At 60.3% G+C, this 11,214-nt stretch carries 10 protein-coding genes; 6 read left to right on the top strand and 4 right to left on the bottom strand.

Annotated features, from left to right (window positions below; genetic code table 11):
- Positions 1-251: 251 nt before the first annotated feature.
- Positions 252-1,337: a tRNA (uridine(54)-C5)-methyltransferase TrmA gene (gene trmA, locus ALO64_RS18105; protein WP_004666256.1), complete on the bottom strand. Its 1,086-nt coding sequence runs from the start codon at positions 1,335-1,337 to the stop codon at positions 252-254.
- The gene (locus ALO64_RS18100) at positions 1,334-2,629 is read right to left on the bottom strand and encodes an NCS2 family permease (RefSeq protein ID WP_004666255.1); all 1,296 of its coding nucleotides are present in this window, start codon (positions 2,627-2,629) and stop codon (positions 1,334-1,336) included. Before ALO64_RS18100 ends, trmA begins: the two co-directional genes overlap by 4 nt.
- A gap of 264 nt (positions 2,630-2,893) precedes the next feature.
- On the opposite strand from ALO64_RS18100, the gene ALO64_RS18095 reads away from it, so the two are divergent.
- The 6 genes from ALO64_RS18095 to ALO64_RS24570 all read left to right on the top strand — a co-directional run bounded on the left by ALO64_RS18095 (position 2,894) and on the right by ALO64_RS24570 (position 9,654).
- On the top strand, positions 2,894-3,424 hold the full coding sequence (locus tag ALO64_RS18095; RefSeq protein ID WP_005733657.1) for a (2Fe-2S)-binding protein: 531 nt from the start codon (positions 2,894-2,896) through the stop codon (positions 3,422-3,424).
- On the top strand, positions 3,421-4,410 hold the full coding sequence (locus ALO64_RS18090; protein WP_044344428.1) for an FAD binding domain-containing protein: 990 nt from the start codon (positions 3,421-3,423) through the stop codon (positions 4,408-4,410). Before ALO64_RS18095 ends, ALO64_RS18090 begins: the two co-directional genes overlap by 4 nt.
- Entirely contained in the window at positions 4,407-6,608 is a 2,202-nt protein-coding gene (locus ALO64_RS18085; protein ID WP_044344427.1) for a xanthine dehydrogenase family protein molybdopterin-binding subunit, read from the top strand. Before ALO64_RS18090 ends, ALO64_RS18085 begins: the two co-directional genes overlap by 4 nt.
- Before the next feature lie 406 nt (positions 6,609-7,014).
- Entirely contained in the window at positions 7,015-8,454 is a 1,440-nt protein-coding gene (locus tag ALO64_RS18080; protein WP_004655531.1) for a cytochrome ubiquinol oxidase subunit I, read from the top strand.
- 3 nt (positions 8,455-8,457) lie between these two features.
- On the top strand, positions 8,458-9,465 hold the full coding sequence (gene cydB / locus ALO64_RS18075) for a cytochrome d ubiquinol oxidase subunit II (RefSeq protein ID WP_044344426.1): 1,008 nt from the start codon (positions 8,458-8,460) through the stop codon (positions 9,463-9,465).
- Between the two features lie 21 nt (positions 9,466-9,486).
- A complete protein-coding gene (locus tag ALO64_RS24570; protein ID WP_002555239.1) occupies positions 9,487-9,654 on the top strand; it encodes a DUF2474 domain-containing protein in 168 nt (55 codons plus the stop codon).
- An 85-nt stretch (positions 9,655-9,739) separates the two neighbouring features.
- Here the strand turns inward: ALO64_RS24570 and ALO64_RS18070 are convergent, their stop codons facing one another.
- Both ALO64_RS18070 and ALO64_RS24565 read right to left on the bottom strand, forming a co-directional pair.
- On the bottom strand, positions 9,740-10,864 hold the full coding sequence (locus ALO64_RS18070; RefSeq protein ID WP_002555238.1) for a methyltransferase: 1,125 nt from the start codon (positions 10,862-10,864) through the stop codon (positions 9,740-9,742).
- Between the two features lie 130 nt (positions 10,865-10,994).
- On the bottom strand, positions 10,995-11,207 hold the full coding sequence (locus ALO64_RS24565; RefSeq protein WP_094195099.1) for a helix-turn-helix domain-containing protein: 213 nt from the start codon (positions 11,205-11,207) through the stop codon (positions 10,995-10,997).
- Positions 11,208-11,214: the final 7 nt, after the last annotated feature.

The following is an 11,214-nucleotide window of genomic DNA, read 5'->3' as shown; positions in this document are numbered from 1 at the left end:
GTGACGCTCTGCGTCACAGATCTACGCCGCGCCGCCTGTTCAGGATAGGACGCGGAGCGTCCAGAAGGGCATGCGACGCAGAGCGCCGCACGATAGTCGAGATAATCGTTCCTCACGTTCCAGCTTGGGAATGCCTTGGGTGACGCTCCGCGTCGCAGATCTGCGTCGCGCCGCATGTTCAGGATAGGACGCGGAGCGTCCAGAACGGCATGCGATGCGGAGCGTCGCACGATAGTGGCGTCCGTTGAGCTTCAACGGCGAACCAGCAGCACACCCGATTCCATGTGGTGGGTGTACGGAAACTGGTCGAACAGGGCGCAGCGCTCGACCCGGTGGGTGTCGTGCAACTGGGCGATGTTGGCGGCCAGGGTTTCCGGGTTGCAGGAAATGTACAGAATGCGTTCGAAGCGCCGGGTCAGTTCGCAGGTGTCCGGGTCCATGCCGGCGCGGGGCGGGTCGACGAACACGCTGCCGAAATCGTAGCTCTTCAAGTCCACGCCGTGCAGACGACGGAACGGGCGCACTTCATTAAGGGCTTCGGTCAGTTCTTCGGCTGACAGGCGCACCAGCGTGACGTTGTCCACGCCGTTGTCATCCAGGTTGCTCAGCGCCGCGTTGACCGAGGTCTTGCTGATTTCGGTCGCCAGCACCTTGCGCACGCGGGTGGCCAGCGGCAGGGTGAAGTTGCCATTGCCGCAGTACAACTCCAGCAGGTCGTCTTGCCGCTCGCCCAGCGCATCAAAGGCCCAGTTGAGCATCTTGCCGTTCACCGTGCCGTTGGGCTGGGTGAACGCGCCTTCCGGTTGGCGGTAGCTGAAGGTGCGGCCAGCCACGTCGAGCTTCTCGGTCACGTAGTCCTGGCCGATGATCAGCTTCTGGCCCTTGGAACGACCGATCAGGCTCACGTTCAGCTCAGCCGCCAATTGCTCGGCAGCGGCTTGCCATTCAGCGTCCAGCGGGCGGTGATAGCACATGGTGATCATCGCATCACCCGCCAGCGTGGTCAGGAAGTCCACCTGAAACAGCTTGTGATTCAACGTCGGGCTGGCTTCCCAGCGCTCGCGCAGCACCGGCATCAGCGCGTTGATGCGCTCGCTGGCGATCGGCAGGCCTTCGAGCAGGATCGGCGTTCGATTGTCGCCCGGCGCGAACATTGCGTAATAACGCTTTTGGTCTTCGCGCCACAGGCGAAATTCGGCGCGCAGCCGGTAATGCTCGCGCGGTGAATCAAACACCTGCGGCTCAGGTGCATCGAACGGCGCCAGCAACTCGCGCAGGCGAACGGTTTTTTCTTCGAGCTGACGGTCGTAGCTCGCAGGGTCGAAAGGAACACTCATGCGTTGAACCAGCCCAGCTTGATCACGAACAGGATCGACAGGATCACCAGTGCGGAATTCAGCTCGCGCCAGCGTCCTGACAACAGCTTGATCGCTGTCCAGGAAATGAAACCAAAGGCAATGCCGTTGGCAATGGAGTAGGTGAACGGCATCGCCAGAGCGGTAATCACCACCGGCGCTGCGACGGTGATGTCGTCCCAGTCGATTTCAGCCATGCCGGACGCCATCAGCACGGCGACGAACAGCAGCGCCGGTGCGGTGGCAAAGGCGGGCACGCTGCCGGCCAGCGGGGCGAAGAACAGCGCCAGCAGGAACAGCACGGCGACCACTACGGCGGTAAGACCGGTGCGGCCACCCGCGCTGACGCCCGCAGCCGACTCGATGTAGCTGGTGGTGGTCGAGGTGCCCAGCAGGGAACCGGCCATCGCGGCAGTACTGTCGGCGATCAGCGCACGGCCCATTTTCGGCATGTGCCCGTCCTTGCCCATCAGCCCGGCGCGTTTGGCCACGCCGATCAGGGTGCCGGAGTTATCGAAGATATCGACGAACAGGAAGGCGAAGATGATGCTCACCAGACCAACGTCCAGCGCGCCCATGATGTCCAGCTGCATGAAGGTCGGTGCCAGCGAAGGCGGCATCGACACCACACCGCCAAACGGCGTGAAGCCCAGCACGATGGACACCAGGGTGACCGCGAGGATGCCGATCAGCACCGCGCCGCGCACTTTGAGGTGGTCCAGCGCCACGATCAGAAAGAAGCCCAGGGTAGCCAGCACCGGAGCAGGCTGCTTGAGGTCGCCCATGCCGATGATGGTGGCCGGGTTGCTGACCACGATTCCGGCGTTATGCAGGGCGATCAGTGCCAGAAACAGGCCGATACCAGCGGCAATGGCCGAACGCAGGGGCAGAGGGATGCTGTTGATGATCCATTCACGGATGCGAAAGATCGACAGAATGAAGAACATCACCGCCGAGATGAACACTGCACCCAGCGCGACCTGCCAGCTGTGACCCATGTGCAGGACCACGGTGTAGGTAAAGAAGGCGTTCAGGCCCATGCCCGGTGCGAGGGCGATCGGGTAGTTGGCGATCAGCCCCATCACCGTCGAGCCGATGGCGGCTGCCAGGCAGGTGGCGACGAATACCGCGCCCTTGTCCATGCCGGTTTCGCCGAGGATGCTCGGGTTGACGAACAGGATGTAGGCCATCGCCAGGAAAGTCGTGACGCCCGCGAGAATCTCGGTCCGCACGTTGGTGTTGTGTGCCTTGAGTTGAAACAGCCTTTCCAGCATGTCTGGCTCTCCGTGACGCGGCGCGCGTCGTGAATGATCGACTCCAACAGCAAAGCACAGACTGCGAGGCAGCCCGTTTGATTTCTGCGGGTCGGAAAAAGCCGCGCATCATACCAGCAGCGGGTCAGGATGGCTGCCTGTGGATAAGGGCCTTTCGATGACGAGTGCGCTCATCAAGAAAGCCTGAACGTTGCAAACCTCACGAAGTCCGACCCCTTAAGACGCATAAAAATGCGCTAAGCGAACGCCTACCGTGAGGTTTCCATGAGTGCAACGACCCCGAACCCGAAGGATTTCGCGACCCACGCGATTTCTCTTACCCTGAACGGGCAGCAGCGCCAGCTGGACGTGCTGCCCTGGACCACCCTGCTGGATCTGCTGCGTGATCAGCTCGACCTGGTCGGCACCAAGAAAGGCTGCGACCACGGCCAGTGTGGTGCATGTACCGTACTGCGTGACGGTACGCGCATCAATGCCTGCCTGACGTTGGCGATCATGTGCGACGGCACCGAACTGACCACCATTGAAGGTCTTGCCGACGGCGATCAGTTGCATCCAATGCAGCAGGCGTTCATCAAGAACGATGCGTTCCAGTGCGGCTACTGCACGCCCGGGCAGATCTGCTCGGCTGTCGGGCTGGCCAACGAGGGGCGCGCCAGCACGCGTGCCGAGATCCAGGAACTGATGAGCGGTAACCTGTGCCGCTGCGGTGCGTACAGCAATATTCTTGCGGCGGTCGAAGAGGCGTTGCCACAGTTTCACAATGCAGCGCCGAAGCCGGAGGTGAACGCATGAATCCGTTTATCTACAGCAAGCCGACCGACATCACAGCAGCGGTCAACCTGAGCGGCCCGGCCACGCGCTTCATTGCGGGCGGCACCAACCTGCTCGACCTGATGAAAGAAAACGTCGCAACGCCTGAACACTTGATCGATATCACCGGCCTGCCATTAAGGGAGGTCAGCGAAACGGCTTCTGGCGGACTGATGATCGGCGCCCTGGTGAGTAATGCCGACCTGGCATATCACCCGTTGATCGAGGCGCGGTACCCGTTGCTGAGCAAAGCCGTCCTGGCCGGTGCCTCGCCACAGTTGCGCAATATGGCCAGCACTGGCGGCAACCTGTTGCAACGGACCCGTTGCTATTACTTCTATGACACCGGTGTGCCGTGCAACAAGCGTGAACCGGGCAGCGGCTGCCCGGCGCGTGAAGGTCTGAACCGTATTCACGCAATCCTCGGTGCCAGTGACGAATGTGTCGCCACGCATCCATCCGACATGTGCGTGGCCCTTGCTGCGCTGGAGGCTGTGGTGCATGTCGAAGGACGTGCCGGTCGCCGCACCATTGAGTTCGCGGATTTCCACCGCCTGCCGGGTGATGCGCCGCAACGCGACAACCAATTGGCCGATGATGAGTTGATCATCGCGGTCGAGCTGCCTGCACAGGGCTTTGCCAGTCACAACGCTTATCTGAAGATTCGTGATCGCGCATCCTATGCGTTTGCCCTGATATCGGTCGCTGCTGCCATTGATCTGGACGGTGACGTGGTACGCGACGTGCGTCTGGCGCTGGGTGGCGTCGCGCACAAGCCGTGGCGCGACAAAGCAGTCGAGGCATTGTTGATCGGTAAACCGGTCACTCGCGAGCACTTCGCCGCTGTGGCAGACGCCATGCTTGAAGATGCCAAGCCTCTGGAGCACAACGGTTTCAAAGTCAGGCTGGCCCGCCGCGCGATCATTCGCGCCTTGAGCGATGCCGCAACAGGAGGAAGCGCCCAATGAACCAGCCATTTTCGCCAATGGGCAAGCCGGTAGACCGCGTCGACGGCCGACTGAAAGTGACAGGCGGCGCGCGCTACGCCGGTGAGTACCCTGAAGAAGGGCTGCTGTATGCCAGCGTGGTCTCCAGCACCATCGCCAACGGTCGCGTCGTCAGCATCGATACCAGCGAGGCGTTGAAAGTCGCGGGTGTCGTCGCCGTCATCGACCATACCAATCGTCCTTCAGTGGCCAGCTACGACGAAAACTACGAAGACGCTGACTCGGCCGACGGTTCGCCGTTTCGGCCTTTTTACAACGACAACGTTATGTACAGCGGCCAGCCGCTTGCGCTGGTCGTTGCCGATACGCTGGAGCTGGCACGGCACGCCGGTTCGCTGGTGCGTATCGAATATGAACAGCAGGCTCACGAGACCGATTTGCAGGTCATGCTCGACACTGCCCATGACGCGCCTGCCGAACTGCCGCCGCCGCGTGGCAACTTCGAGGGTGAGCTGGCCAGTTCTGCGCTCAGCGTTGACGTGACCTACAGCACGCCCAGCGAATACCACAACCCGATGGAACCGCATGCTTCCACCGTCCTGTATCAGGCTGACGGCAGCCTGCAGATTCACGACAAGACCCAGGGCACGCAGAACTGTCAGGACTACCTGCATAAGGTCTTCGGTCTGGAAAAGGACAAGATCCGCGTGCTGGCAGCCTTCGTCGGCGGTGCCTTCGGTTCAGGCCTGCGCCCGCAATATCAGCTGCCATTGGCGGTGGTGGCGGCGTTGCATCTGAAGCGCTCGGTGCGCCTGACCCTGACCCGACAACAGATGTTCACCTTCGGCTATCGCCCGCGCACCGTGCAGCGCTTGCGTCTGGGGGCGGCTGCCAACGGTCGTCTGCTGGCCATTGGGCATGAAGCCATCGGCCAGACTTCGCGATTCGAGGACTTCAGCGAGCATGTTGTTGAGTGGAGCGGCATGCTCTATCACTGCGATAACGTGCAACTGACCTACAAGCTGGTGCCGCTGGACGTGTTTACGCCGTTGGATATGCGTGCGCCGGGCGCTGCATTGGGCATGATCGGTCTGGAGTGCGCCATGGACGAGCTGGCCTGTGCGCTGGCCATCGACCCTGTGCGCCTGCGCCTGACCAATTACGCCGAACGCAACGGTAATGAAGACAAACCTTACTCCAGCAAAGAGCTGCGCGAGTGCTATCGCCAGGGCGCCGAGCGTTTTGGTTGGGAAAGTCGCAACCCCGAGCCGCGCAGCATGCGTCAAGGTCGCCAACTGGTCGGCTGGGGCATGGCGGGCGGTGTCTGGGAAGCCATGCAAATGAAAGCCAGCGCCAAGGCGCGTCTTGAGGCTGATGGCAGTTTAGTAGTCAGCAGTGCCACGACTGACATCGGTACGGGTACGTACACTGTGATGACGCAGATCGCTGCTGAAGCCTCGGGCATCGATGTGCAGAATGTCACCTTTCTACTGGGTGACTCTTCGTTGCCGACCGCGCCTTTGCAGGGCGGCTCGTTTACTGTGTCTTCAGTGGGTACAGCGGTGCAGCAGGCGTGTCAGGCCCAGCAGCGTCAGGTGCTGGAAGTTGCCAAAGGGCTTCATCCGCAGTTCGCATCTGCCACGCCGGATGAGGTGCGTTTCGAAGCGGGCAAGCTGTATGTGGGCGAGCAGGCGCTGTCGATGGCAGAGCTGGCTGCCTCTCAAGCCAGTGGTGCGATTGAAGTGCAAGTTGATGCCGAGCCGGACAAGAAGCGTGAAGCCTACGCAGCGGCGACGCACTCGGCGGTATTCGTCGAAGTGCTGGTCGACGAGGACCTGGGTACGATCAAGGTCAATCGCGTGGTCAGTGCCGTGGCAGCGGGCCGGGTGGTTAACCCGAAGATGGCGCGTAGCCAGATTCTGGGCGGTGTTGTTTGGGGGATGGGCATGGCGCTTCAGGAAGAGGCGATGCTTGATCACACCTTGGGTCGCCCGATGAACCACAGCCTGGCCGAGTACCATATTCCGGTTAACGCTGATATCGGCGACATTGACGTGCTTTTTGTCGAAGAACACGACGAGATCGTCAACGCGCTGGGTTCCAAAGGCGTCGGCGAGATCGGCATCGTGGGCGTACCGGCAGCGATTGCCAACGCGATCTACCACGCCACCGGCAAGCGGATCCGCGAGTTTCCGATCACGCTGGACAAGCTGTTGTAATCGTGCGCGCAAATCCAACTGCTTATCGTGCCAACGCTCTGCGTTGGCATGCGGTTCTGGACGCTCTGCGTCCTCTTGCGTAGGTGGTGCGGCGCAGGTGTGACGCGGAGCGCCACGAACGGCATTCTCACGCTAGAGCGTGAGGTACGGTGGGCGTCTGCAAGTGCTCTACCGGTGAGACAACTCGCCACGCGACAATAGACCACACGACTTTAGCGGCTGAACAGGACTACTCTTTCATGGTCGATTGATCTGCATCATTGCGTTCAGGCAGTGATCAGTGCTTCGGCCAGCGTTTTCGCCATTGGAAACGCCAGAATAAAGAAACATAAGCACTCATTACCGTGGGAGCAATCGTTGTTGGCTCACAGCCGGCAACAGGTTTCATCTGAGAGAGGAACATATTATGTTCGGTTTAGAGGCTATAGATCTCGCCCGAATTCAGTTCGCATTCACCATTTCGTTTCACATCCTGTTTCCTGCCATCACTATTGGTCTGGCAAGTTACCTCGCTGTGCTCGAAGGTCTGTGGCTGAAGACCCGCGATGACGTCTACCGTGACCTGTACCACTTCTGGTCGAAGATCTTTGCCGTCAACTTCGGCATGGGCGTGGTCTCCGGGCTGGTCATGGCCTATCAATTCGGCACCAACTGGAGCCGCTTCTCCGATTTCGCAGGTGCCGTTACCGGCCCGCTGCTGACCTACGAGGTACTGACCGCCTTCTTCCTTGAAGCGGGTTTCCTCGGCGTCATGCTGTTCGGCTGGAACCGCGTCGGCCGTAAGCTCCACTTCTTTTCCACGGTGATGGTTGCCATTGGCACGCTGATCTCCACGTTCTGGATTCTGTCGTCCAACAGCTGGATGCAGACGCCGCAAGGTTTCGAGATCATCGACGGCCGTGTCATTCCGACCGACTGGTTCGCAGTGGTGTTCAACCCCTCGTTCCCGTACCGCCTGACGCACATGGCGATTGCCGCATTCGTCGCAACTGCGTTCTTCGTCGGCTCCTCGGCTGCCTGGCACCTGTTGCGCGGTCGCGATACACCCGCCGTACGCAAAATGCTTTCGATGGCCATGTGGATGGCCTTGCTGGTTGCACCTATTCAGGCAGTGGTCGGTGACTTCCACGGTCTGAATACGCTCAAGCATCAGCCGGCGAAGATCGCCGCCATTGAAGGCCACTGGGAAAACGTCGGTGACGAACCGACCCCGCTGATCCTGTTCGGCATTCCCGACATGAAGGAAGAGCGTACCAAGTACGCGGTGGAAATTCCGTACCTGGGCAGCCTGATCCTGACCCACAGCCTCGACAAGCAGGTGCCGGCGCTCAAGGAGTTCAAGCCTGAGGATCGCCCTAATTCGACAATCGTATTCTGGTCGTTCCGGGTCATGGTCGCCCTCGGCATGCTGATGATCTTCACCGGCCTGTGGAGCCTGTGGCTGCGCAAGCGCGGCACGCTGTATAACTCGCGTCCGTTCCTGTACCTGGCGCTGTGGATGGGGCCGTCTGGCCTTATCGCGATTCTCGCCGGCTGGTTTACTACCGAAATCGGTCGTCAGCCGTGGGTCGTGTATGGCCTGATGCGCACCGCCGATGCATCGTCCGGCCACAGCGTGGCGCAGATGAGCATCACTCTGGTGCTGTTCGTGGTCGTGTATTTCGTGCTGTTCGGTGCAGGTCTTGGCTACATGATGCGCCTGGTTCGCAAGGGGCCAAAAGCCTATGTCGAACATGTGCCTCACGGTGGTCCCGGCCAACAACGCACTCCGGCCCGTCCGCTCTCCGCTGCTGTTGAAGGCGAAGAAGATGGCGACCATCCTGACCGTCTCGGCAAGGGGATTTAAGCCATGGGTATCGATCTTCCGCTGATCTGGGCCATCATCATCGTCTTCGGCATCATGATGTACGTGGTGATGGACGGCTTCGATCTGGGCATCGGGATTCTCTTCCCGTTCATGAAAGACAGTTCCGACCGTGACGTGATGATGAATACCGTCGCGCCGGTCTGGGACGGCAACGAGACCTGGCTGGTACTGGGCGGTGCGGCACTGTTCGGTGCATTCCCGCTGGCCTACTCGGTGGTCTTGTCTGCGCTGTACCTGCCGCTGATGTTCATGCTCATGGGCCTGATCTTTCGCGGCGTGGCGTTCGAGTTTCGCTTCAAGGCGACCGAACAGAAACGCCACCTCTGGGACAAGGCGTTCATTGGCGGTTCGCTGGCTGCAACCTTCTTTCAGGGCGTGGCGCTGGGCGCCTACATCGAAGGAATTCCGGTGGTCAATCGTCAGTTCGCTGGCGGTTCACTGGACTGGCTCGCGCCGTTTCCGATGTTCTGCGGCCTGGCCCTGATTGTCGCCTATGCGCTGCTTGGCTGTACCTGTCTGATCATGAAAACCGAAGGTTCGCTGCAGAAGGCGATGCATGATCTGGCCCGCCCTTTGGCACTGGCTGTGCTGGCGGTCATGGCGATGGTCAGCCTGTGGACGCCGCTGGCTCACGCGGACATTGCCCATCGCTGGTTCAGCATGCCCAATCTACTGTGGTTCATGCCCGTGCCGGTTCTGGTGCTGGTGACCATGTACGGTTTGTTCAAGGCTGTCGCCCGCAATGCTTACTACACGCCGTTCCTGCTGACCCTGTTGCTGATATTTCTGGGTTACAGCGGGCTGGGCATCAGCCTGTGGCCAAACATCATTCCGCCTTCGGTATCGATCTGGGCAGCCGCCGCGCCGCCGCAGAGCCAGGGCTTCATGCTGGTGGGCACACTGTTCATCATTCCGTTCATCCTGGGCTACACCTTCTGGAGCTACTACGTGTTCCGCGGCAAGGTGACGGCTGCAGACGGTTATCACTAGTTCGAACCGAGGAGATTGACGATGTCTGGTAAAAATTCCATGCACGATCCTGATCCGGCACTGAGCAAACCGCTCTGGCAACGCCTGGCCTGGCTGGTCGGGATCTGGGCGGGCAGCGTATTTGCGCTGTTTATCGTAGCCAGCCTGATGCGCATGTTCATGAGCGCAGCGGGCCTGACGACACACTGATTGCTAATTCCCGTTCGTGTCTGCGGACACGTTTTGCGACCCTCTTGCCACCCGCTGGCAAGAGGGTCTTTTTTTGCGCCGTGGATTACTTGCGTGCTTTCAGGATCACGAATTTCGGCGTGGCCGCCACTTGCTCGACACCGCGGAACAGGCGCGACAGCTTGGTGTGATAACCCAGGTGACGGTTGCCGACGATATACAGCGCGCCGCCGTTAACCAGTGCGGCACGCGCCTGGAGGAACATGCGCCAGGCAAGAAAATCTCCCACCACCTGTTGCTGATGGAAGGGCGGGTTGCACAGCACCACATCCAGCGAGTCGGGCTCCTGAGTGTCCAGCCCGTCGGCTGCCCGAACTGCCACCGCACGTTCGCCCAGCGTTGCGCGCCAGTTCTCGGTGGCCGATTGCACGGCCATGAACGACTCGTCGACCAGCGTGTAGTGCGCCTGCGGGTTGTCCAGCGCGCTGGCAATAGCCAGCACGCCGTTGCCGCATCCCAGGTCGGCGACCCTTGCGGTGCCGAGGTTTTTCGGCAGATAAGGCAGGAATGCCCGGGTACCGATGTCCAGCCCGTCGCGGCAAAATACATTGGCGTGGTTGAGCAGTTCGATGGCCGGCTCGTCCAGACGGTAACGGGTCGGGTAGGGCGAAGTCCGCACTTCCATGGGCTGCGGCGTGGCGAACAGCAGCCGGGCTTTTTTCACCGCCAGTGAGGCCTGCACCGGCCCTACGTATTCCTCCAGCAGGTCGCCAGCCGAACGTGGCAAATGCTTGACCATGGCTGCCGCGACCACGCGAGCCCCCGGTGCCAGTTGACCCTGCAGGCGTATCAGTTGTTCTTCCAGCAGCGCCAGGGTCTTCGGCACCCGGATCAGCACCCAGTCGAATGGCCCGTTCAAGGGCTCGCTGGCCGGGATGTGTGGTACCGCGTCATAGCTCATGCCATTGCGTGCCAGGTTCTTTTCCAGACCTTTTGCAGCCAGGAAAGAGTCGGTGCTGCTGACCACCGTGGCATGAGACGCCAGACTCGCCGCCAGTGCGCCGAAACTGTCATTGAGCACCAGCACCCGGCTTTGCAGGCTCAGTCCGGTTTCTGCAACATGATTGAGCAGGTACTCGTCAGCAGCATCGAATGCCTGCAACGGCTCATCCTGTTGCTCGGGTTGGCGAATGAGATCAAGTTCAGCGAAAGGACTGATGAGCAGGGGCATTGGCGGGAGAACTCTGTGCAATCGAAAGTATGTCAGTGAGCCCGAAGACAGGTGGGCTCGCCGAGGCAGACGATTTTACGTATTTTTTCGTTTTCATACCTGTTTGATTGCGGTTCGGCTGCGTGCTTTATCAGAACATCCCGCTCAGTGCGGCCTGTACGGCAGCAGCCGTCTTGTTGCAAACGCCCATTTTCTGAATGGCGCTGGCAATGTGAAAGTGGATGGTGCGCTCCTTCAGGCAGAGAATCATTGCGATATCGCCAGCTGTCTTGCCTTCGGCGGACCACTTGAGGACTTCAATTTCTCTCTGAGTCAGGTTTTTTGCTGGCGAGGAGACTGTCAGAAATTTT

The organism is Pseudomonas meliae, from assembly GCF_001400515.1.
Lineage (GTDB): Bacteria > Pseudomonadota > Gammaproteobacteria > Pseudomonadales > Pseudomonadaceae > Aquipseudomonas > Aquipseudomonas amygdali.
The sequence above is the reverse complement of the archived record's forward strand: the minus strand, read 5'-3'. Positions and strand labels throughout refer to the sequence as shown.

Bases quoted from the DNA above. Each gene is read 5' to 3' on its own strand.
- ALO64_RS24570 (WP_002555239.1), top strand. From the start codon at position 9,487: ATGTCTGGTAAAAATTCCATGCACGATCCTGATCCGGCACTGAGCAAA.
- ALO64_RS18080 (WP_004655531.1), top strand. From the start codon at position 7,015: ATGTTCGGTTTAGAGGCTATAGATCTCGCCCGAATTCAGTTCGCATTC.
- ALO64_RS18095 (WP_005733657.1), top strand. From the start codon at position 2,894: ATGAGTGCAACGACCCCGAACCCGAAGGATTTCGCGACCCACGCGATT.
- cydB (WP_044344426.1), top strand. From the start codon at position 8,458: ATGGGTATCGATCTTCCGCTGATCTGGGCCATCATCATCGTCTTCGGC.
- trmA (WP_004666256.1), bottom strand. From the start codon at position 1,337: ATGAGTGTTCCTTTCGACCCTGCGAGCTACGACCGTCAGCTCGAAGAA.
- ALO64_RS18070 (WP_002555238.1), bottom strand. From the start codon at position 10,864: ATGCCCCTGCTCATCAGTCCTTTCGCTGAACTTGATCTCATTCGCCAA.
- ALO64_RS18085 (WP_044344427.1), top strand. From the start codon at position 4,407: ATGAACCAGCCATTTTCGCCAATGGGCAAGCCGGTAGACCGCGTCGAC.
- ALO64_RS18090 (WP_044344428.1), top strand. From the start codon at position 3,421: ATGAATCCGTTTATCTACAGCAAGCCGACCGACATCACAGCAGCGGTC.
- ALO64_RS18100 (WP_004666255.1), bottom strand. From the start codon at position 2,629: ATGCTGGAAAGGCTGTTTCAACTCAAGGCACACAACACCAACGTGCGG.